The following is a 21,319-nucleotide window of genomic DNA, read 5'->3' as shown; positions in this document are numbered from 1 at the left end:
GAATAGTCGGATGTATACCCACGAAACTATCTGCTTGTTTGCGAAATTATTTGAAACAGCTAAATAATTCGGGTACTTTTTTACACTTGTTTGTATGTAATTGGTATCGTGTGTCATAATCGTGTGTCATAAAACTGAAGCAAACTTATAACCTTTTAAGGAAGTATGCAAGTGTTTGGGAAATATTTTATGCAAAATTTAATATAGGGAGTTATTTTAGATAGGGAAGAGGTAATGGGAGTTAGTACTCCATTTTTCTTAGTTTTTTGTTGGTAAGTCCCACCATAAGGGCAATGGCTAAGGTCATACTTCCCCCAAATATTACAGAACGCACCACGCCTAGAAGTTTAGCGGTTAGACCACTTTCAAACTGCCCCATCTCGTTACTAGACATAATGAAGATAGAATTAACACTTAGAACTCTGCCTCTTATTTTGTCAGGGGTTTTCAGTTGTACTATGGTACCTCTTATCACTACAGAAATACCGTCTAACATACCACTAAGCATCAAGAAAAAGAACGAAAGCCAGTAGAGTTTAGACAATCCAAAACCAATGATGCACATACCAAAACCAGCCACCGCCACCAGTAGTATTTTACCTTGATTTCTCCTCAACGGAATAAATGAAAGCAAAATAATAATACACATAGACCCAATATCAGATGCCGCATTGAGTAGTCCAAAGCCTTCGGCTCCTACTTTGAGAATATCACTAGCATAGACGGGTATCATCGCCACCGCTCCACCAAACAAAACCGCAAACATATCCAAGCATAAAGCTCCCAATATTTCTTTAGTTTTATAGATGTAGGCAAGTCCTTCACGCATACTTTCTAGCACCCTTACTTCTTTTTTATCGTACTCGGAATGTTGCGGTTTTAATTGCCAAAAGAATATAGAGGCTAAAGTCATCAGACTTACAATAACCACGAGTGTCCATTTAATGGTAATAAGTGCAATTAAAAAGCCTCCCAATGCGTGTCCAAATACTGAAGAGGTAAGAAAAGTAGCCTGATTAAGTGTAACGGCATTGGCTAAGTTTTCCTTTTTTACCATTTTAGGTATCATAGAAGGGACTAATGGTCCTATAAAGGCACGGCAAATCCCTGTTAGAAATATCACTGCATAGATGAAATAAGAAATTTGGTGTCCTGTAAGATGATAAGAGTTTTCTAAGAACGCCAAAGCGACTAATGTACTAATGAGAACCATATAAACATAATTGCAGATAAGTAGCATTCGTTTTTTTTCGTTCATATCTATTACATAGCCTGCGTATAGGGCAGTAGATACCGCAGGGATAACTTCTGAAAGCCCAATGAACCCAATAGAAAGAGGGTCTTTGGTAAGCTGATAAACCCACCAACCTAGAAGTGTGGCTAGCATTCTAAATGCCAAAATGAGGAAAAACCTACCGAATAGCAGGTATCTAAACTCAATGTTTTTTAATGTTTTTAGAGGTTCTAGGTTCATAGTGGGAATGGAAATATTTTCTTTAGATTATATGATTCACTAAAAAGTCGGCTATTTTTCTGTCGTTGGCTAGTCTAGGGATTTTGTTTTGCCCACCGAGTTTTCCTTCGGATTTAGCATACTCTTGGAATGCGTTTCTTTTTAATTTAGATATTTTAAGCGGTTGTAATACCTTACCCTCTATTAAATCACCATAATAGGTATTCCTTGCCCTTAATTCTTGGTCTAGGGTCCATCTAAAGGCTTCTAAATTCTCAGGTTCTTTTTCAAACTCAATGAGCCATTCGTGATAAGGTAGTTCGTTGTTAGGAGGAGTTACTTGTGGTGCGAGATGAAACTCCGTAATTTGAGCATAGTGCTGAGCCACGGTAGATTTCATAGCTTCCTCCACTTCATAAGCGATGACATGTTCGCCAAATGCAGAGGTATAGTGCTTGGTTCTGCCACTTACTAAAATACGATAAGGGTTTTTAGAAATAAACCTCACCACATCTCCAATAGAATACGCCCAAAGCCCAGAGTTGGTGGTAAGAATCATAGCATAATCTTGGTTGAGTTCAATGTCTTTTAAAGTCAAACGAGGAGCGTTGGGTTTGCCATATTGCTCCAATGGTACAAACTCGTAGAAAATCCCATTGTTGGTGAGTAGTCTTAAACCTTCTTTAGTGTAATCGTCCTGAAACGCAAAAAAGCCCTCACTAGCAGGGAAGGTTTGCACAATATCCACAGAGCCTCCAAGGAGTTCCTCCATTTTTTCTCGGTAAGGCTCATAGTTTACGCCACCAGTTACGATAAGTTGTAAGTTAGGGAATAGTTGTTTTATTTTCTTACGGTGTCTTTCTACTAAAATTTCAAAATACATAATGAGCCAAGGCGGAATCCCAGAAATAAGCGTCATATTTTGGGTTTCGGTTTCATCAGCAATTTTATTGACTTTAGTTTCCCAGTCTTCTATACAGTTGGTTTCGTAGCTCGGGAGTCTGTTTTTTTGCAAATATTTAGGGATATGATGAGCCACAATGCCCGAGAGTCGCCCTGTTTTAATCCCATTAACTTCTTCCAGTTCAGGAGAGCCTTGTAGGAAAATCATTTTACCGTTTACAAAATCGGCATTATTCTTCTTTGAGATATAATGAAACAGAGCCGACTGTGCCGCTTTGATTTGATAAGGCATTCCTTCTTTAGAAATAGGGATATACTTAGCTCCAGAGGTAGTGCCAGAAGTCTTAGCAAAATATTCGGGAGTATCCGTCCAAAGTATGTTGGCTTGTCCTCTTTTTACCTTTTCTATGTAGGGTTTAAGGTCTTCGTAATCCGCAATAGGAACTTGATTTTGAAAGTCCTCTAAAGTTTTGATTTCGTCAAAATTATGGCTTCTACCAAACAGAGTCTTTTCTGCTGTTTTTACTAAATCTCTCCATAAAGCCTCTTGGTGTTCAATCGCTTTAGATTGGTCTAGTGCAGCTTGCTGAGTATGTCTTTTCGCCCAAACGAGAGCGGCTTTCTTTTTAATCCATTTTAACATAGAGCAAAGATAAGATTTTGTTACTAACTAAGAATAACTCGTTGTATAGATTTAACCAGTCAATAAGGCTAATCGAAAATAAAGATGTCTAAAACTTTTAGAACCCTAAAAAAATTCCGAAATTAGCCACTTTAAAATCAATATAAATTTATCAGAATGGAAGAACAAAATATCTTAGATTGTGTAATTATAGGTTCAGGACCTGCAGGATATACTGCTGCAATTTATGCAGCTAGAGCGGATTTAAAGCCCGAATTATTCACAGGGTTAGAGCCAGGTGGACAATTAACCACGACTACGGAGGTGGAAAATTTCCCAGGTTATCCTAACGGTATCACAGGACCAGAAATGATGATGGACTTACAAAAACAAGCGGAAAGGTTTGAAACCAAAGTCCATTACGAAATGATTACCAGCGTGGAGTTTTCTAAAGAGGTAGGAGGCATTCATAAGCTATCCACAGGAAGTAGAGAGATTTTGGCGAGAACAGTAATTATATCTACAGGGGCTACCGCTAAATACTTAGGGCTAGACGATGAAAAGAAATACTCTGGTGGAGGTGTTTCTGCGTGTGCTACCTGCGATGGATTCTTTTATAAAGGGAAAGATGTTATTGTAGTAGGGGCGGGAGATACAGCGGCAGAAGAAGCTACTTATTTAGCCAATATTTGTAATAAGGTAACGATGTTGGTAAGAAAAGACCACTTTAGAGCCTCTAAAGTAATGGCACAAAGAGTGGAAAAAACACCAAATATTGAAGTGAAATATAACCACGAACTCATCGGTATCAAAGGAGAAAATAATCTAGTAGAGCGTGCAGTGGTCATCAATAACCAAACGCAAGAAACCTCTGAAATTGAAGTTCACGGGATATTCATTGCGATAGGACACAAACCTAATACCGATGTATTTAAAGGTCAAATCAACCTAGACGAAAATGGTTATATTATTACCGAAGGCAAGTCGTCTAAAACTAATCTTCCTGGGGTATTTGCGGCAGGAGATGTGCAAGATCATATTTACCGTCAAGCGATTACTGCTGCGGGAAGTGGTTGTATGGCAGCCATAGATGCCGAAAGATATTTAGGAGAGTTAAAAGGATAATCATTAAAAAAGCGGAGCGGAAATAGGTTCTATTTTTTTTAGGAGCTATTTCCCGCTGTCCGCTCATACTCCTCGTTTTGCCGCTCCACTTCGTTCCGCGGCTTCACTGTGGGGTATCCGCTTCCATCGGGGCTAGCTTCAGCACTCGTTATATATAATGAAAACAATACTATACATATTTATAGGGGGAGGATTAGGAAGTGTATTTCGTTTCCTTGCTTCTCGTTATACCGCTCAGTTTTTCAAATTGGGGACTTTTCCTATGGGGACTTTAGTGGTTAATGTATTGGGGTGTTTTCTGATTGGGCTGTTAAGTAACTCTCTTATGAAACAAGAGTCAGATGTTGTCAGATATTTTTTTATAGTTGGGCTGTGCGGAGGTTTTACTACATTTTCTACTTTTTCCTACGAGAACTTTGTGTTATGGCAAAATCAGGATTATGTAACTCTTTTTAGCTATGTGGTGGCAAGTTTAGTATTAGGATTTTGGGCAGTTTATTTAGGATTTAAATTAGGGGTAGTCTAAATTTTTATTATTGATAAATAGTAATTTATACTATTTTGGAGTTGAAAGTGAATGTAAAATTTGTGTGTAATTAAAAATAGTTATATATTTGCACCACTAGAAACAACGATAGAGTTGTTAAGGAGAGATGGCAGAGTGGTCGAATGCGGCGGTCTTGAAAACCGTTGACTGTAACAGGTCCGGGGGTTCGAATCCCTCTCTCTCCGCAAAATTGCTCAAAACGCCGATGAATAAAGACTTTGTTCATCGGTTTTTTGTAAAAACAAACAAAAGTAAACAAATTGTTTTCTACCGCCCCAAAGTATCTGAAAAAAATATATTTCAGATTATGGAAAACATTTTTACTGAACCTAAAGTTAAATCTTTCCCTATTGAAAGTGGCAAAGATTGGTATGTTTGGTTTCGTTTCAACAAAAAGCCCTATTTCGTAAAGCAAGGAATAAATAAGGAGTTGTCCTTTGAAAGAAGAATGCTAGAAGCAGGAGCTTTAGCTATGTTAATTAAAGAACGCCTTGAGGCTGGTTGGATACCTGGGAACCCAACGAAGCGAGTGCTAAACATCAACCTCATAGATGCCGTTATATTTGGCTTTGAGGAAAAAAAGAAAACACTATCAAAAAACAGCATTGATAACTTCAGAAGTTCTGTTAATTTCTTTATTGAATCGGTCAAGGAGTTGCAATATCATAGAATGCAAGTGTCCAATTTTGAGAGGATACAGGCTAAAGAAGTTCTGGAACATCTAAAAAATGAGAAAGGCTGGTCTAACAAGACTTACAATAAGCATCTTGGGTTTTTAAGGTCTGTTTTTCATGAAATACTCGACGCTGACTATATCAAAACTAATCCGTTTAGAGATATTAGAAATCTAAAGGTTCTAAAAAAAGAGGCAAATGTACCTCCTACAAATGAGGAGATGAAAGCCATATATAATGCTTTGCAGGATTACTGTTTTGGGTTCTATGTCTTTTGCTCCACCATCTACTATTGCGGTATCCGTCCTGCGGAGTTGGTGCAAATGAAAGTGTCAATGCTAGATTTGGATAACGAGCTAATCAATTTGCCTGCTGAAATAACAAAAACAGATGCCGATAGGGTAGTACCCATAAGCGAAAACTTGAAAAGTCTATTTTCAAAATTTGACCTTTCTAACCCTCATAATTATTTGTTTGGTACTTGTGTGCCAAACGGAGGAAGGCACGGTATTAAAAATAGATATTTTGAACCCAATGAGTTCAAAGTAAAGGAAGACACAGCTAATAAGCTATGGCATAGGCTGATAAAAGACGGTTTAGGCATTGACAAAAATATGTACTCTTTAAAACACAAAGGAGCAGACGATAAAATATTAGCAGGAATGCCTATTGAAACTATACAGGCTATATTTGGACACTCTACTCAAAAAATGACAGAGCGATATGCTAGGATAATGAAACTACAAAGATTTGAAGAGGCTAAAAAAATAAAGTTGCCTTCTTTTTAGATAAAAACCACAATTACTTTTCAATCTAAATAACCTTAAATTTTAATTATGGCGAGTTCGCCATAATTAGAAATAAATCTAGTTATAAGATAAGTATAAAAACCGCGAGAACTTTGTAAATTCTCGCGGTTTTGGTTTATAATTTCCGTGAATCTTGTTTAGAGTATAACTCTTTTATCTCTTCTGTAATAATAGGTTCATAAAACTTTATAAACTCATCTATAACACTTTCGTCACATGAATTTTTATTATAACCTACATAAATATTGTGTCTGATATTTCCTTTTTGCATCATATTATATGCTTCTTTTATACAATTTCTTTTCAAAAAAGTATAAAAAACGCTCATTCTTCTGTTTAAATCCTCTCTTTGAGAGTGTTCGACATAGCTGTCATCTAATGCATAAAAACAAAAAGAATAACCCTTATGTTCTTCTGTACAAAGGTTAAAGCATTCTCTGAACAGTCGTAAAGTTACCAGAGGATTTATACAATCCTTACCTTTATTTCTTTTAAATTTTTTTATTCCTTTAGATTTGGAAAATTTAGTAAAATAAAAAGACAAAACAATTATTTTGTATTTTTCAAAACGCTCTAAAATAATTATCCATCTATGCTTTTTATCTTCATCACAAATAATGAGGCTATATTCCTCTTCAATGTAAAATACTCCGTGCTTGTCTTTATTGTAACTATCAATCTTTCTTTTAGAGACTTTAAAATAATTCTTCCCCAACATTACTGTTAAAAGTTGCTATCCCACATACATTGTTATTGGCAACAGGTATCCTTCCGTTACCGTCCAATGAAAAATCAGAAATACTTTGTCCATCTATTTTTATTGTATTGGTAGATATTTGCTCAGGAGAAATTTCTCCTCTAGCATTTCTCCAAAGAGATTCACTATGAGTCAAATCTACTAACTCTAATCCTGTATATCCTCCATAAATCTTCCAAATTTCATTCAGATGAGAAACGATTTCTTTATCACATATATCTTTTTCAATATATCTCTCATTTATTAAATCCCCTCTTCTTATAAACCTATATTTATCCCAAACATTGCGAACAACAGGACCTAATACCCAAGCCTGTATTTCGTCTTTAAATAGCAAATTTCTATACTTAACAAAATACCAAACTTGAGAGTAAAATAGAAGTTTCTGTAACTTCAGTGGTGTTACTCCTTTTCTAATAAAGAAAAACGATATATCTACTGCGGAATACACGATACAATATTTTATATATTAAATTTGATAGTGCAAATATAATATTTTAAAATTATTTTTATTTTTCTATTATTAAATTATGTAGTCAAATGTGCAAAAGCAGTTTAAATCTAAATGTCTAAATGATAAAAACCACCGCGAGGGTGGTTTTGTTATTTCATATCGTCGTATTTAGCAGCTATTTCTGCTATTTTCTTCATAAGAATTTCTTTCTTTAAATCCCATTGTTTCATATCATTTGGGTTTGAAATAAAACAAACCTCCCAAAGCACAGAGCAACCTGCACCTAAGTTCAATATACCCAATCTTCCGTGTCGTGTTGTACTTTCACACTTCACGCCTCTATTTGGAATACCTAAAATTTCCGATGTGGCTTTACTGATTTCGTCAGCCATTCGGTAACTCATAGAATTTTTGTTTACAAAATCCTTCCTATTTACTAGGCATTCAGTACCTGTTGCTGTTGTAGGTCCAGCATTGAAATGTGTATCTAGCAAGACAGAACCCGCTCCAGGTTTAATTCTCCTTTGGAGTTGGATATTAGTTTCGTTGTCATTGTCTAATATTAGCTCATTCTTCCCATTGGGGAAATACTTGACAAACAAATTCCTAGCTTCCTTTGTCAAATCGGCTTCTTTTCGTCCATTATACACAGCACCGCTATCCGCATTGTGATGCCCTGCTATGGGAAATGTTTTCAAATACATAGTTATTAGTTTTTTTTAGTTAATTAAAATAGTTTTATTCTTTTCAGATAAAAATAAAGTACAGCCCCTGCGATAATTAGGATACTACCTATAATTACCCACACCCAAGTACCGAATGTAAATCCAGATGATTTTACCTCGTTAGATACCGCCCTTATTTCATTAGCCACCTCATTTATTGTCCTTTGGGATACAGCGTTTCTTGCCAATTCCTGCACTTCATTAAGATGCTCCTTTACTTCTTTTTTCTCTGTTGTATGCTGACTACTCTTCTTGAAAGATTTAACCGAGAATTGAGCATTACCATTTATGATGATGCTTTGTAAAGTATCCTTACCCTCTACTTCGTGAAAGACAAAGGGCGTTTCAGGTTCGGTATTTCCAAAAATTTCAATCTTCTTTTCTTGATGTTTAGAATGTTTATCAATCTGAAGTTTATCTTGCACTTTAGTTGTTTGTTCCTGCTTGATTTCTCTAACAGAAATGCTGTCTTTTAGTTTTACTTCCACAGTTTTACTTTGGATATGAGTGTCCGTCTTCTTCCTCGTCCGACAAGAAAACAAAAGAAGTACAGCGATTATCAATAAAAATTTACTCTTCATATTTTTTAGTTTTAAAAGTTTCTAAATCTGCATTTTCATTAAACTTGCGTAATTTTTTCATCCACCCGACTGGTGGAAACTTTCCATTGGTTAGAATTGATAAATTCCCCATTGCACTTCCCGCAGGATAGAGTAAAACCATTAGTTGGAGCAATACTTTGAAATAGATGGCTATAAAATCAACATCTTTGACAATTTGATGCACCATTTCAAACAGGACATATCCCACAATTACGCTTGTGGTTTTCCCAAATAACCCATAGACATTTTCTTTAAATGAAAAATCCCTTTTCCTCCAATGCACCCAACTACCTAAAATGTGGTCTAAAAACAGAGCCACAAAAACAAAGGTCATAAAGATTTGATTTTCTATATACCAACCGATAAACCGCTCCGTAAGAGATAGTCCTATGGCTGGTGCGGCGGCTAATTTTATCGTTCCTAGTATTTTTTGGCTTGCAGTTCCTGTATGTATATTCATCAGATTAGTGATGATAAACTCTTTAATCATAATGCGCGTCTTTTATTAAAAATTTGCCAAAGTTTTCGGTTTTTCAAATACTCTAAATCGCTTTGATTTCCGTACGCTTCCCGTTCGAAAATGATATTGTGATACGCCTCTTTGTGGTTTTTATACTTAAACAAATTATAGAGATAGTTTAAGCCATACCACACGAAAAAAGGCAAAATCAGTAATTCTAATTGCTGTCTTAGATGTATTTTCTCGTGGTTCAACAAATACCTGTTACTTTGATACTCTTTCTTCTTTAGAAATATGAAAGGAAACACCGCCATTGCGGTGTAACCTCTCGGTACTAAATATTTACTGATTATTATCATCATCTGCCTCTTTTTTTTCAACTTCAAAGCCCTTGATGATTTCTAAGATTGTATCTAAGGAACTATTGACTACCTGTAAATCTTCCACACTATTTACGCCTGTTCCATTTAATGATAGCCCTCCACCTTTAGAGTAAGAACCTGATAAGGTATTCCCGTCTTGTAATTGAGTGCTGAAATTGACCATTTGGGGAGTTTTATTATTGTAATCAGTTTCGTACTGATAATAAATTTGTTTTTCCCCAATGTTTTCCATTAGCGTTGTTGCTACTCTCTCGTTTACTTTTTGTAAGTTTTTTGTTTTCATAGTTTTATTGTTTTTAAAAGTTATTATTATGAATAATTTGTTATTATACCTTTTCTAATGGTAAGCCATACTCCCCCCAAAAATAATTCTCCTGTATATCCTACCTCTCCACCCACACGAATATCTCCCGATTCTATATTTAAGGCAGTAGCATACTGTCCGTCTGCCCTTATAGATAGAGCGTTGTAGGGCGTGTAATTGTTCACATCACGCCCCCAGAGCCGAAGTATATTGTTTTTATTTCCGTTTAAAATACTATCATCATTATTGATGAGAGCATAGCTTTCTCTCCCAGATGAAAGACTTTTTTTATATGAAAGTATGCTTCCAGATGACTTTATTTCTAAATAGTCGTTTGGGTCTGCTATTCCTTGCCCCGAAAGTGTATTTCCGCTAATATTGAACCTTGCTATTTTACCACCCGTAATTTCCATATCAGAGCCATAAACTTTCCCATTATCCAGCACCCTAAACGGGGCGTTATGTTTATTGGCATAGTTAGCTCCTGCTCCAAACCTGACGCTCATTGCTCCCTCGTCGGTTATTCCCGAAATAAAAGCGTTTTGATTAGCTTGGTTGCTTCCTACACTCATTAAATTAGCCATCATCAACCCGCCTTGAATAGAAGCGAAGTTGTCTGTTTTAGTCTTTACATCAGACAAAGAGGTTTGCATATTGCTTATCCCTTGTTGAAGGTTAGCAAATAGAGTTTCTATATCCTGTGGATTGGGCGACCAATCGGTCGCTTTATTACCTTTTTCCACTTTTACATCTTTAAACCAAACTGTATTGTTGCTAAATGCTCTTAGTATAAAGATGAAATAAGCAGTGTCAGACTGTGTCCTTATTGTAAATTTTACATATTTGTATTCTGAATTTATAGGAAATACTCTGTAATTATCAGAATAAACAGCCGTATAAGTACCATTTTCTTTCATTTCTAATGCGTAGAAAAAGGCAGAACCTATCCCCTTAACAAAGGCTGATATTGTATATTCTGTGTTTTTCTCACATTTTATATTTTGGTCTATTTGATTGTAATCTTGTCCATCTATTGAGGTTATCTTAACTGCTCTTTCATTAGGTAGAAACTCTGCTTGTGGATACCCTTTGCTCCAATGTTCTCCACCGTTTTTAAATTCAGTATTGCGAGCTAGGTTTACGCCTCCTACACTCACCGCATCTACCGCTTGTTGTATAGCACTCCCAACTTCCACATAACCATTACCGCTTTTGAACTTAATCGTTCCTGCTATTTCCCCACTATCCAAATCAAAATAGGTTTGTCCGTTGAGCGATTTAATTCTCCCTGCTGTTATTTGCCCTCCGTGCATAAATACATTACCGTACATTGCTTCTGCTTCTCGTTTACTGTCTTTTGGTGTGTAGAGTAAGTAACACAAGAAGTAATAATAATCTGACCGACTATCAAACCTTATCTGCTCGGTGGTGATATACCACATCGCATTACTACTTCCTCTTGAACATTTCGCATAAACGTAATAAACCTGATTCAATAAATCATTACGGCTGTATGGCAATATGTTCCACTCTCTAATACCGTCTTCTAAGGAAAAATGAACCAACTTCCCACCGCTAATAAATGTTCTTGCAGGATTACCCTCTATATTAGGATTCAGACTTATATTTTCTAATGCAAATTGTTGGCTCTTTGCTCCAACCGAAAGCATATTGGCTTCTATACTCTCTGGCTTGATATGTGTAGAGTCAAAGTAACCCTCTACATCAAAGACACTTTCTCGAAGCTCTTGCAGGTTACGATAACCGTTCAAGTAATTTCGTCGGTTAATTTGTTCCTGCGTTTTTATAACCGTTTTAGTATCTTTAATATCGGTAAGCAGACTTGCTACAAAGCTGATTTCGTAAGTGTCCGCAATGCCTATTTTGTAATTATATTCATCTAATAAGTCCCTCGTAATATCTACTATGCGTGTCGTTTTATCTATTTTAAGCGGTTCATCTATCACACGGATATAATCCCCAATTTTAAAGAAAATAGACGTATTAGCCCCTATCTGTTGCAGATACAGAGGGTCTAACTCTAAATTATATTTAAGGTTGTTTACCGATTGTTTTTCGTATTCCTTTTGTCCCTCTTCAAGGAGTTTGTTTTCGGCATTTGTAATGTACTGTTCGGGCATTGCAATATCTAACAATGTGAACTCATCTCCAACCGAAAATGAAAACACGGAACCTGCTTCTGGAAACTTTTGTCCTCTTTCGTCTGTAAATTGCTTTACTCTAAAAGTCTTAGTGGCGTGGTTGTAGCCTCCGTTTTTAAGCAACTCAAATTCATATCCTGCCAAATTTCCTTTGTTTATATGGAGCTTCGCAGGAGTATCATTTAATAAATACTTTGTTCCGTTGCTGTCGGTTTCGTTCAGGTCAAAGTCCATATTAGAAACTTCTATCTCTTGCGAGCCGTTTTCCAAATTGGTAACGCCTGATACTATCCCCTTAAAAGTAGGTTTGATGTCGTCAAAAATTTTAACGCCCTCTTTTAAGCCGAACAATTTTACCTTAGCATCGTCCTGAATATAATCCTTTCCGTGAGAAATAGGCAACCGCAAACGCTGTGAATAATCTCGGTATCCGCTTTTAATATTATTCGTTGAGCCGAAAACATAAAGACGAGTAACCACATTATCATTCACATTTTCACGGCTTAGTGAATAGAGTCCGTTTCCCTTTCCATATTCAAAGGTTTGGTTTAAAGTTTCTCCTATTTTCTTAATGTTGAGCGTGTAAGATTTTCTCTCTAAATCCTGCTTGATTTCAAACTCGGTATCGTATTCCTGACAGATTTTTTGTAAAACAGCGAGGCAGTTTTCATTATTAAAAGTTAGTGTCTTGGTTTCTGTATTTTGCGGATATTCACCCAAAACCCAAATAAAATCTGAAATGGAATTTATATTTGTGATTAGTGTTGTAAGGAAAATATTTATTTCTCCTGTTAAAGGAAAATCCGCCGTGTTTTGGAAGCCTTGAGCGTCCAAGTTGAAATACACCTTATCTCTCAATAAATATTGTACTCCCTCAAAAACTAAATCATAGGTATAATAACCCTGCTCCTTTTTTACCTTTGGAGCAGAGTTAAGTGTGTATCTTCGGTTTTCATATTCTATATAGTTGCCTACTTGCAAAGCAAGAGGTGTTTTGCTTTCTACGGTAATATTTATTATGTCTTCTGATAGCAAAGACTGTCTATGCTCAGCTTTGGTAACCGAACGCAAAGGCTTTCTATTATTGAGGTTAAGAGTTTTATCTCCTTGTACTACTATAAACTCCATAATTCTTCTGCATTGGTTTGTAGGTTAGTAATTTCGTCTGTATTCCCTGATATTGTGATATAATGAGTGTCTTCGGGGGCGGGCGTCCAATCGGTGGCTATGTTTCCTAGTTCTATCTTAACATTACTTACTTTGTAAGGCAAATTACTATAAGAATAAACTTCAAATCTGAGACGATGAGGCTCTCCATTGTTTATTCCTGCAAGTTTGAAAATATGACTTATCCTTATTTTTCCTGCACTTACAATACGACGAGAGGAAAATGCAGAAGCAACTAAACTTGTTCCGTTACTATTATATATCGCCAAATCGTTATCTTTGTCAGTTTCTATTTCTGCAGAAAACACCACCTCTTTTCCTATTAGCTCTGGATTATCATTATAGATGGTATCATAAACATTATGTCGCCACGTTTTTTCAATATTTGATTTCAATACCAAATTTCTACCATAATAAACATAATCACTTAACTCTCTACTTGGAACCGCCTTATTGATTGTTATATTCCCCTTTCTTGTTTCGTTGATTCCGTCTATGTTTATATCCACCCAAGATTGAGCATTAAAGGATAATTGCAAATCATTTCCTACAAGTTTAAATACTCTTTTAATGGGGTTGGGGTCTTTCATTTTCAAAGTGAAGAACCCTATCATTTTACCCTCTTTAAACGACTTTTCAAGTTCTACTCCGCCAGAAAGGTAAACATCAAATACTAAAGCGTTTCCTAAGTATTCTATAACCAACCTCTGTAACCCCTCTTTGTCAAGTTCTGACAAAAGGGTATCAAAATTGGTTTTCATTTGCGGCCAAGTTTCGCCCTCAACCCAACCTTTCAACTCAATTTCTCGCTCATCGTATTTAGGTTTGTCTAAATCCACCGCTTTGCCGTGATACTCCGCCCAATCATAAGACCTTTTGGATTTTAGCTTGGGTTTGTCCAAAAGCCCTTTGGATTCTGAAATAAACACTCCAAAATCTTTAAAATATTTACCGTTCAAATTATACAACACCTCGTTTGTCATCTTCTAAATATTTTCACTTTAGCGTGGTCTTGTTCTTCTACAACAACCTCTGCATTATCCAACGCTGTTACAAATACAACAGAGTAATCTTTTGCTGTTATTTTCGCCTTAGAGTTCCCCCTTAAAATGAGAGAAGAAACACTAAAATCGCCGTAATTCAGCTCAACATTAGAATAGCCGAAAAACGCCATTTTGGGCATTGTTTCAACTTTTCCCGAAGCATCTAAGAATAATCCGTATTGCTCTGTTTCTCCTCTGAAATAATAGAGCATTTTCTCGCTTGGAAAATTGTTTTTTAACGCCCAATCATCACCCTTGAAAAACATTCTACATAATGTTTCCAAAGTAGGATAGCGTTTCATTTCATTATACCACTCTTCGCATAGCCCTTGCTTTTTAGCTTGTTGTATGATGTCTTGTAGTTTCATATTTCGTTTTTTTAAATAAAATTTCATTTTATGAAATAATTTCGTACATTTGTCTTATGGTTATTATTTCAAAAGCCCCACTAAAGAGGTATCTAAATGACCGACCTGACCATAGCATAGAGGTTTGGCGTTGGTATCTCGTTGTAAAAGATGCTGATTGGTCTAATTTCGCAGAAATGAAGCAGTCTTTTAATAGTGTAGACAGTGTAGGCAATGGTCTATTTGTCTTTAATATAAAGGGCAACCATTGTCGTATTGTTGCTAGGGTTATTTTTGGAGCAAGAACCGTATTTGTAAAATTTGTGGGTACACACGCTGAATATGACAAACTAAACTTTAAAAAGTTATGAAAATAAACACTAAAAAAGACTATCAACGCTACTTGCAAGAGGTAGACGAATTGATGAAAAAAGGAGAGGAACTTCTGACTTCTACAGAACTTAACCGTATTAGTGTTTTGTCTTCTGCTTTGGAGGAGTACGAAGATGCTTTTTATCCCATTGCACAACCTAAAACTCTTCCCGAAATGGTAGAGCTTAGATTGTTTGAGAAAAAGATGTCTCAAACCGATTTTGCAAAAGTTTCTGGAATAAGCCTTTCCAAAGTGAACCAAATTATAAAGGGAAATCGTAAGGTAGATATTCCTTTTGCTAAAGCGGTTTACCAAGTATTGGATATTCCTGCTGATTTTGTACTGTCTCATTCTTAATATCATAATCCTAGTCCTCTAGTGTCGTTAGATTTTATTTTAGAGTTCATTTCTGCGAGGTCTTTTCTCATTTGATAAAGGTTTCGGGTGTTTTCCTCTATTTTCGTTAAGTTCATTAGCGAAGATTTCGCAATGTCTAACCCAAAGCCTTGATTTTTCTGTATTTCTGCAACGTGAATACGGATTGCATTAAATTGCCCTGCGAGTATCCCTGCGGTTTCCTCACTCATTCCCCTCATTGCTCCCGCCAAGGAGTCCGGGTCTTCAAGTTCTTGGAATCCCTCATAAACATTCGACATCCCTTCCAAAAATTTCCGCCCATTCTCAGATATGGATTGCCACATACTTTTAAGGCTTTCTATCTCCCAATCCTGAAACCCATCAAAACTTCCATTGCCTTTTTCATCAAACCCGGCGTAACTCCTTGCCTTTTCATAAAATCCCTTCATCTCATCTTGAAGAAACAAATCCAACTGATGCCTCGCTATCCCCCTCAACATATTGTTGAACGCCTTATCCAAATCTTTCAAACCATCCTTCCCCCGCAAAAAAGAATCCTCCAACACATCTCCAATTTTGGCAGCCATTTCGGGAATATCGGTTTGAAGAACATCCTTTATAATGCTTTCTTCAAGGTCTTTAATCGCTCGTTCTGTCGCCTTATACTGGGCGTTGTACTCGTCAATCTTTCCCTGGTCTTTTTTCTTTTTCTGACTTTCCGCATTCTTAGCGTTTTGTATCGCCTGCTGCTGTTGCCTCAAGTTTTGGATTAGCTCCCGCTGCCCCTTTTGCTTTTGAGATCCGAAAGCCTTATCAAGAGCGTGTGATAACTCATCATACGCGTCTTTTAGCTTTCTTATGGCTTGTTCTTGGCGCCTTACCTCCCTTTCTCTTCTCTTATCGCCGTTTAGAGCTTTAAAAATGGAACCTATCAACTTCAATCCCGCACTTATCATTCCAGCGATATTTCCAGACGAAATACTTTTTGCCAAATCAAAAGCCGCATTACCTACCGCCATAATGTCCTCAACAGCATCTTTTGTAGCATCGTCCATTCCACCAAATGCATCTGCTAAATCTGTTACCCCTTGCATAGTAGCATTGAATATATCCTGTCCTTTTTGCAACTGTGCATTAAGCAACTGCTTAGCTTTTATTGCCTCTTGTTCGGCATCGGTCATCTTCCTGTAAGCCTCTTGGGCTTGGGGACTATTTTTACCAAACTTTTCAACGGTGGCATTATATTCATCTTGGGCGTTTTTTGCATTTTTATTGGCTTGTACATAGCCTTTAACTCCAGATATAATGCCTGTAAATGGATTATTACCCGCTCTTGCTCTTAGTTTATTCAGAGTGTCATTAAGCTCTCTTAACTCCGTAGGCTCTAGGTTCTGCTCTTTTGCCCTCTTAAAATCTTCAAAATTCTTGATAACCCTTTCAATGGTGGTTTGGCTCATGTACTCTAAATCTGAAAAAGCCAACGCCCAATCGCCAGATTCTTTAAAAGCGTCCATATCTAGCTTGGATTGCTCTTTCTTATAATGCTTGTCTATCTTTTTCTGCTCTTCTTCACTTGCATTTTTGTATCTTTCTGTGGCTTTGAGGGCTGTGTATTCTTTTTGCAACTCAAGGCTTTTTTCTTCATAGCTTTTTTGTTGCTCTAAAAGGTCTCTGTAAAACTTGTCGTAGTCCTTTTGGGCTTCCTTTAAAGCCGAAGCATAGGCTCTGTTTCTCTCTAAATTATCTTCCTCTGTGCCACCTAGTTGTAAACTTTTATCTTTTTTAAGTTTATCTATAAGCTCCGCACCTTTGTACCTTTCTTTAAGTTCTGAAATTCTATCATTAACACCTTGCATAAAGGTTTCTGTACCATTAGCGTTTTTCAATTCATTTTCAATGAAGATTAAATCTTTAGTGGTTTGTTCTGTCGCTTTTTGAGCTTCTATTAGCCCTAGATAAGCCTTTCTTTTTTCTTCTAAGACTTGGACATAAGATTTGTCCTTTAGGTCAGGAAATAGATTATTTACCGTATCCTCATTGATGAGTTCGGGTCTGTTAATTCCTAATTGTAAATACTTATCCCTAAGATTGATTCGTCTTTTGAGTTCTGATAGTTCTTCTTCTACATTTTTTGTCTTATACTTTTCTTTATACTTTTCTATCTTATCTACTAGCTCTTTTTCTTTGTCGTAAAGCTCCTTTAGGTGTTTTTCGTCGTTTACATTAGTTTTGTTTTTTATTTTTTCCCTAATGTCTGATAATTCCTTTTCTAAATACCCTAAAGAGCCCTTAATTGGAGCATTGTCATATTTCCCATTCAGCCTATCCCTTCTTTCTTCTAGTTTTTTTCTTTCCGCAACCAACTTCCTATATTGGATAGAACCTTCCCTTGACTTTTTGATGAGTTCGTTAAGTCTATTTATTTCTTGGTCTAACCAGCCTACCTGACCTTTTGAATAGGTTGTTTTCCCTTTGTCTTGTTCAAAAGACCACTTTTTTAGTGCTTTTGTAGCTTCGTCATAGTCCTTCTTAGCTTGTAGCCATTCTTTTGAATTTGGAGCGTATTCTTTTCTGTTTTTCTCTGCGTTATTCTTCTGCGTTTCCCAATCCTCATAGGTAAAAAGAGATTTATCTTTAGGCTTATCTTTTGATTGTAGATTTTCTATTTTTTTTAGTTCATCAGTAGCCTTAGATAAAAGCCCATTTATAGAAATCCATTGAAAAGACATTTTTTGAAGCATAGAACTTACCGTACTCAAAGGGGTTTGCATTCCTCCTATGTTCTTGGTGTTGTTAACTATTGGTGTTTCATGTTTTTCAAGCTCCTCCTTTTGCTTTTTGGCTTCTTCAAGAACCCCCTCCCAATATTTTTTTTGTTCCTCTAAAGGTGTATTTTGCCTCCACAACGCTTCCTCTTCCTCTTGCGTTTGTTGTATTAGTTGGTCTTTTTGTGCCTTTAGTTCATCAATCTTATCTAAATAAGTTTTTAATGCTGAATAGCTTGCCCTTCCTGAGCTGACTATGGAATCATAAAGCCTTTCATACTTCTTTATCTCCTCGTCAAGAGATTGTATTTTCTCTTTATTAGCCTTCTGTTGCCTTTGGCTTTCCGCATTATTAATTCTTTTTTGCAAGTCTTCTATATTTGCGTTCTGAATTTCCTCCAGTGTCATATTAGCAAATAGCTCTGGGTATTCAGCTTTAAGTTGCTGTAACGCCTTTACTTGCTCTAATATAGCTTGTGTTTTATCTCGGATAACATCTATAAGGTCGTGAGTTCTCCTTTTCTTTTCATCGGAAATTTCTTTTTCCTTTTTTTGCTCTTCGTTCAGCTTCTCTTGCGCTCTTGTAGCGGCATCTGTTGAATCGGATAAAGACCAAAGCGTCGCTATTAGACCTATAATAGCGGCCCCCACCAAAACATAAGGATTAGCCAACATTGTAGCATTAAGCATTGCTTGAGCTCTCTGTAGCTGCATAGTAACCACTATCTGCAAAGCTCTAGCTGTTGTTATTCCTGTTTCTCCAGCCATAATAGCTAAAGACTGCTGAACCTTCGCCATCGCATAGATACGCTCCATTTGTGCAATGAGAATAAGTCCCGCCTTGTATGAGCCATAGGTAGCGATTAGCCCTAGTATAACCGAACCGACTTCCTCGTAATGCTCCACCAAATAGGTTGCTCCTTCAATACCGCTATTCAAAAGCCCCTCACTACCTTCGCCAATCTTATTCAGCATTTGGTCAAAAGCATCTTCCAAATTAGCTACTTTTCCAGATAAGGTTTTGGATTGCTCCTCCATTAGATTAAAGAATAATCCCCCCTCATCGGTCATATTCTTTATTACCGCTTGAACCTCTGGAAAACCTATTTTCCCAGCAGAAACCATATCTTTAATCTCTGCTTCGCTTTTACCTAACACTTTACCTAATTCAGAAAGAATAGGGATACCTGCATTCATAAACTGATACAGGTCATTGGTCATCATTTTGCCTTGTGCCTTTACTTGCCCATACACGTGAATAAGTTGCCCCATAGGAACTCCTAGACCAGCAGCAATGTTCCCCATTCTTGTAAGGGTTTCTGTTACCTGTTCGGCAGGAACTTGAAATGCTAGTAACCTTTTTGCCCCCTCTGTAACATCGTTAAGACCGAAAGGCGTTTTGGCGGCTAAATCCACCATTTGCCCCATTAGCTGACTCGCCTTTTCCTTGCTTTTGAGCATTGTGGAAAAGGCAATTTCTGTCTTTTGGAACTCGCCTCTAACATTGATAAGTTCACGAGTAAAGCCCATTAACGCTTGTCCAGAAAAATAACTCGCAATACTAATAGATAAATTTTTAAATGAAGTATCCATTTGGCGAGTTTGTTCCTGCGTTTTTTGATTAAGACCTAAAATATCTGCTTGTATCTCCCTTAGGTCTTTACGCCATTGGGTCATATCTATTGCTGCTCCAAAAAATAATCCTCCGTTATTGGTATTCATTGTAAGTTATTAGTTTACTTACAAAAATACTTTAAGTAGACGAGTGTTAAAATAGCAAAATCAGTATGTTATGCGGAAAAATTAAGTTTTTGATTTTAAAACACGCTTTTAAAATCAAAGCGGAGGTGTTTTAGTATAATCTGCTTTTTATATCTTTGCGACATAACTAATTTAAAATTTAAAACTATGAAAAAAGCGTTATTATTTTTTGCCTTGTCCTTGGCAACATTAGGAACTTTTACATCTTGCTCAAGAGATGATGATAGTACAACGGTAGCTTCTAACCGTTATAATGTTACTGGGAATTGGAGTTTTTCCGAATACAAATCTGATGGAGTGTGGAAAAGTATGAGTATTCTAAAATACTACATTAATCTCAACGCTGACGGAACATATACCACTAATTATTTAGGAGTTAAAGATTCAGGGACGTATACTTATGATGGTAAAGATTTAGTTGTAACAAAGTCCAACGCCTACGACCCAACTTATATTAGAATTCTAAGCATAGAAGGAAACAATGCTCAAGTAGAACTATTTAATCCTAAAAATCCATCGGATAAAATTGAGTTCAAATTGGTAAAGTAGTAAACCTTAAAAACAAACCCATTGAAAAACAATGGGTTTTGTGTTTTTGTAGGGTGAGGAAAATTGTTTTTTAAACTATGTCAAGCAGTTTATTTTTTATATTTGTGATTTCTAAAACTTATTTTGAATGGCTGGATTTTACATATTTTGTGATGAATCTATTAAAAAAGGAAAATATTATTCTAACTTCTATGGTGGATTGCTGATTGATAAAAATGATTTTGAAAAAGCAAATAATCTGTTATTAAGTAGTCTGCGAGATTTAAATATAGAAAACTCTGAGCTAAAATGGAGTTCTGTAAACACATACGGTTTGCAAAGTTATGTTCAAATGATGAATGTCTTTTTTGAACTGATAAAAAACAACACAATAAAGGTAAGAATTATGTTTACGGACAATCGCTTCTTAACACAGGATTTACCTCGTGAATACCATAAAAAAGAATATCATTTACTCTATTATCAGTTTCTAAAACACGCTTTTGGGTTATCATATATAAATTCAGATATTCCAATAGATTTAGAGATTTTTTTTGATGAACTCCCTGATAAAAAACAGAAGAACGAAGACTTTAAAAAATTCGTGTATGGTATACAGTTTTTACCTAATTTCATTAGTTCAAAAATTAACATAAAAAAGGAGGCTATATACGAAGTAGATTCTAAAAAACACCTTTTAATGCAATGTTTAGATGTTGTTTTGGGAGCAATAGCCTTTAGATTAAATGATATGCACAAGGAGAAACCAGTAGGCTCTCGCAGAAGAGGCAAAAGAACTATCGCAAAAGAAAAACTATACAAACATATCAATAAAAAAATAAGAGAAATACGCCCTAATTTCAATATTGGTATTACTACTGGTACAGATGGAGACCTTTTAAACAGATTCTTACACCCCTATAGACACTGGTTATTTATACCTAAAAATGCATCATACGGAACAAATGATGAAGACGAATAAAAAAAGAAAAGCCCAA

General features: G+C 36.2%; 20 protein-coding genes and 1 tRNA gene. 8 read left to right on the top strand and 13 right to left on the bottom strand.

The annotated features are described in order from the left end of the window. Positions 1–241: 241 nt before the first annotated feature. A complete protein-coding gene (locus tag VIX88_RS03340; protein WP_064969434.1) occupies positions 242–1,474 on the bottom strand; it encodes an MFS transporter in 1,233 nt (410 codons plus the stop codon). Between the two features lie 22 nt (positions 1,475–1,496). Next, positions 1,497–2,999 carry a GH3 auxin-responsive promoter family protein gene (locus VIX88_RS03335; RefSeq protein WP_064969435.1) on the bottom strand — a complete coding sequence of 501 codons (1,503 nt, stop codon included), beginning with the start codon at positions 2,997–2,999 and terminating at the stop codon, positions 1,497–1,499. 156 nt (positions 3,000–3,155) lie between these two features. Here VIX88_RS03335 and trxB point away from each other — a divergent pair, with 156 nt between their 5' ends. From trxB to VIX88_RS03315, 4 genes are all read left to right on the top strand, one after another. Then, complete coding sequence (gene trxB, locus VIX88_RS03330) at positions 3,156–4,103, top strand: thioredoxin-disulfide reductase (protein WP_004917801.1); 948 nt, start codon at positions 3,156–3,158, stop codon at positions 4,101–4,103. 157 nt (positions 4,104–4,260) lie between these two features. Continuing rightward, positions 4,261–4,629: a fluoride efflux transporter CrcB gene (gene crcB, locus VIX88_RS03325; protein WP_064969436.1), complete on the top strand. Its 369-nt coding sequence runs from the start codon at positions 4,261–4,263 to the stop codon at positions 4,627–4,629. 121 nt (positions 4,630–4,750) lie between these two features. Beyond that, positions 4,751–4,835, top strand: a tRNA-Ser gene (locus VIX88_RS03320). Positions 4,836–4,957: 122 nt separating this feature from the next. After that, the gene (locus tag VIX88_RS03315) at positions 4,958–6,112 is read left to right on the top strand and encodes a tyrosine-type recombinase/integrase (RefSeq protein ID WP_214194035.1); all 1,155 of its coding nucleotides are present in this window, start codon (positions 4,958–4,960) and stop codon (positions 6,110–6,112) included. A gap of 136 nt (positions 6,113–6,248) precedes the next feature. On the opposite strand, the gene VIX88_RS03310 is transcribed toward VIX88_RS03315, so the two are convergent. The 10 genes from VIX88_RS03310 to VIX88_RS03265 all read right to left on the bottom strand — a co-directional run bounded on the left by VIX88_RS03310 (position 6,249) and on the right by VIX88_RS03265 (position 14,558). Further along, on the bottom strand, positions 6,249–6,851 hold the full coding sequence (locus VIX88_RS03310) for a hypothetical protein (RefSeq protein ID WP_154212761.1): 603 nt from the start codon (positions 6,849–6,851) through the stop codon (positions 6,249–6,251). Next, on the bottom strand, positions 6,829–7,341 hold the full coding sequence (locus tag VIX88_RS03305; RefSeq protein ID WP_310503743.1) for a Panacea domain-containing protein: 513 nt from the start codon (positions 7,339–7,341) through the stop codon (positions 6,829–6,831). Before VIX88_RS03305 ends, VIX88_RS03310 begins: the two co-directional genes overlap by 23 nt. 152 nt (positions 7,342–7,493) lie before the next feature. Beyond that, complete coding sequence (locus tag VIX88_RS03300) at positions 7,494–8,048, bottom strand: N-acetylmuramoyl-L-alanine amidase (RefSeq protein WP_310503744.1); 555 nt, start codon at positions 8,046–8,048, stop codon at positions 7,494–7,496. 23 nt (positions 8,049–8,071) lie between these two features. After that, positions 8,072–8,650, bottom strand: a complete 579-nt coding sequence (locus VIX88_RS03295; protein ID WP_262988328.1) for a hypothetical protein — start codon at positions 8,648–8,650, stop codon at positions 8,072–8,074. After that, the gene (locus VIX88_RS03290) at positions 8,640–9,161 is read right to left on the bottom strand and encodes a hypothetical protein (protein WP_153937865.1); all 522 of its coding nucleotides are present in this window, start codon (positions 9,159–9,161) and stop codon (positions 8,640–8,642) included. Before VIX88_RS03290 ends, VIX88_RS03295 begins: the two co-directional genes overlap by 11 nt. Continuing rightward, the gene (locus VIX88_RS03285; protein WP_220332346.1) at positions 9,158–9,490 is read right to left on the bottom strand and encodes a hypothetical protein; all 333 of its coding nucleotides are present in this window, start codon (positions 9,488–9,490) and stop codon (positions 9,158–9,160) included. The genes VIX88_RS03290 and VIX88_RS03285 overlap by 4 nt, the downstream gene beginning before the upstream one ends. Then, positions 9,474–9,797, bottom strand: coding sequence for a hypothetical protein (locus VIX88_RS03280; protein ID WP_153937897.1), 324 nt, complete (start codon positions 9,795–9,797; stop codon positions 9,474–9,476). Before VIX88_RS03280 ends, VIX88_RS03285 begins: the two co-directional genes overlap by 17 nt. A 26-nt stretch (positions 9,798–9,823) precedes the next feature. Continuing rightward, positions 9,824–13,108 carry a phage tail spike protein gene (locus tag VIX88_RS03275; RefSeq protein WP_324711491.1) on the bottom strand — a complete coding sequence of 1,095 codons (3,285 nt, stop codon included), beginning with the start codon at positions 13,106–13,108 and terminating at the stop codon, positions 9,824–9,826. Next, positions 13,096–14,130, bottom strand: a complete 1,035-nt coding sequence (locus VIX88_RS03270; protein ID WP_214194032.1) for a galactose-binding protein — start codon at positions 14,128–14,130, stop codon at positions 13,096–13,098. Before VIX88_RS03270 ends, VIX88_RS03275 begins: the two co-directional genes overlap by 13 nt. Then, positions 14,127–14,558 carry a hypothetical protein gene (locus VIX88_RS03265; RefSeq protein WP_214194031.1) on the bottom strand — a complete coding sequence of 144 codons (432 nt, stop codon included), beginning with the start codon at positions 14,556–14,558 and terminating at the stop codon, positions 14,127–14,129. The genes VIX88_RS03270 and VIX88_RS03265 overlap by 4 nt, the downstream gene beginning before the upstream one ends. Before the next feature lie 56 nt (positions 14,559–14,614). Here VIX88_RS03265 and VIX88_RS03260 point away from each other — a divergent pair, with 56 nt between their 5' ends. Both VIX88_RS03260 and VIX88_RS03255 read left to right on the top strand, forming a co-directional pair. Further along, entirely contained in the window at positions 14,615–14,908 is a 294-nt protein-coding gene (locus VIX88_RS03260; protein WP_004917835.1) for a type II toxin-antitoxin system HigB family toxin, read from the top strand. Then, positions 14,905–15,267 (top strand): helix-turn-helix domain-containing protein, encoded by a 363-nt coding sequence (locus VIX88_RS03255; protein ID WP_004917838.1) that lies wholly within the window; start codon positions 14,905–14,907, stop codon positions 15,265–15,267. The genes VIX88_RS03260 and VIX88_RS03255 overlap by 4 nt, the downstream gene beginning before the upstream one ends. A gap of 2 nt (positions 15,268–15,269) precedes the next feature. Here VIX88_RS03255 and VIX88_RS03250 read toward each other — a convergent pair whose 3' ends face one another. After that, the gene (locus VIX88_RS03250) at positions 15,270–19,754 is read right to left on the bottom strand and encodes a tape measure protein (protein WP_214194030.1); all 4,485 of its coding nucleotides are present in this window, start codon (positions 19,752–19,754) and stop codon (positions 15,270–15,272) included. Between the two features lie 186 nt (positions 19,755–19,940). Here VIX88_RS03250 and VIX88_RS03245 point away from each other — a divergent pair, with 186 nt between their 5' ends. Further along, positions 19,941–20,342 carry a hypothetical protein gene (locus tag VIX88_RS03245; protein WP_064970778.1) on the top strand — a complete coding sequence of 134 codons (402 nt, stop codon included), beginning with the start codon at positions 19,941–19,943 and terminating at the stop codon, positions 20,340–20,342. 127 nt (positions 20,343–20,469) lie between these two features. Continuing rightward, entirely contained in the window at positions 20,470–21,303 is an 834-nt protein-coding gene (locus tag VIX88_RS03240; protein ID WP_014938297.1) for a DUF3800 domain-containing protein, read from the top strand. The last annotated feature ends 16 nt before the right edge of the window (positions 21,304–21,319 follow it).

Origin of the sequence: Riemerella anatipestifer, from assembly GCF_035666175.1 — a bacterium.
Taxonomy (GTDB): domain Bacteria; phylum Bacteroidota; class Bacteroidia; order Flavobacteriales; family Weeksellaceae; genus Riemerella; species Riemerella anatipestifer_D.
This window is presented reverse-complemented; position numbering and strand designations above follow the sequence as displayed.

Excerpts from the sequence above, each read along its gene's own strand:
- VIX88_RS03340 (WP_064969434.1), bottom strand. The coding sequence starts at position 1,474 with ATGAACCTAGAACCTCTAAAAACATTAAAAAACATTGAGTTTAGATAC.
- VIX88_RS03335 (WP_064969435.1), bottom strand. The coding sequence starts at position 2,999 with ATGTTAAAATGGATTAAAAAGAAAGCCGCTCTCGTTTGGGCGAAAAGA.
- trxB (WP_004917801.1), top strand. The coding sequence starts at position 3,156 with ATGGAAGAACAAAATATCTTAGATTGTGTAATTATAGGTTCAGGACCT.
- crcB (WP_064969436.1), top strand. The coding sequence starts at position 4,261 with ATGAAAACAATACTATACATATTTATAGGGGGAGGATTAGGAAGTGTA.
- VIX88_RS03315 (WP_214194035.1), top strand. The coding sequence starts at position 4,958 with ATGGAAAACATTTTTACTGAACCTAAAGTTAAATCTTTCCCTATTGAA.
- VIX88_RS03310 (WP_154212761.1), bottom strand. The coding sequence starts at position 6,851 with ATGTTGGGGAAGAATTATTTTAAAGTCTCTAAAAGAAAGATTGATAGT.
- VIX88_RS03300 (WP_310503744.1), bottom strand. The coding sequence starts at position 8,048 with ATGTATTTGAAAACATTTCCCATAGCAGGGCATCACAATGCGGATAGC.
- VIX88_RS03295 (WP_262988328.1), bottom strand. The coding sequence starts at position 8,650 with ATGAAGAGTAAATTTTTATTGATAATCGCTGTACTTCTTTTGTTTTCT.
- VIX88_RS03290 (WP_153937865.1), bottom strand. The coding sequence starts at position 9,161 with ATGATTAAAGAGTTTATCATCACTAATCTGATGAATATACATACAGGA.
- VIX88_RS03285 (WP_220332346.1), bottom strand. The coding sequence starts at position 9,490 with ATGATAATAATCAGTAAATATTTAGTACCGAGAGGTTACACCGCAATG.
- VIX88_RS03280 (WP_153937897.1), bottom strand. The coding sequence starts at position 9,797 with ATGAAAACAAAAAACTTACAAAAAGTAAACGAGAGAGTAGCAACAACG.
- VIX88_RS03275 (WP_324711491.1), bottom strand. The coding sequence starts at position 13,108 with ATGGAGTTTATAGTAGTACAAGGAGATAAAACTCTTAACCTCAATAAT.
- VIX88_RS03270 (WP_214194032.1), bottom strand. The coding sequence starts at position 14,130 with ATGACAAACGAGGTGTTGTATAATTTGAACGGTAAATATTTTAAAGAT.
- VIX88_RS03265 (WP_214194031.1), bottom strand. The coding sequence starts at position 14,558 with ATGAAACTACAAGACATCATACAACAAGCTAAAAAGCAAGGGCTATGC.
- VIX88_RS03260 (WP_004917835.1), top strand. The coding sequence starts at position 14,615 with ATGGTTATTATTTCAAAAGCCCCACTAAAGAGGTATCTAAATGACCGA.
- VIX88_RS03255 (WP_004917838.1), top strand. The coding sequence starts at position 14,905 with ATGAAAATAAACACTAAAAAAGACTATCAACGCTACTTGCAAGAGGTA.
- VIX88_RS03250 (WP_214194030.1), bottom strand. The coding sequence starts at position 19,754 with ATGAATACCAATAACGGAGGATTATTTTTTGGAGCAGCAATAGATATG.
- VIX88_RS03245 (WP_064970778.1), top strand. The coding sequence starts at position 19,941 with ATGAAAAAAGCGTTATTATTTTTTGCCTTGTCCTTGGCAACATTAGGA.
- VIX88_RS03240 (WP_014938297.1), top strand. The coding sequence starts at position 20,470 with ATGGCTGGATTTTACATATTTTGTGATGAATCTATTAAAAAAGGAAAA.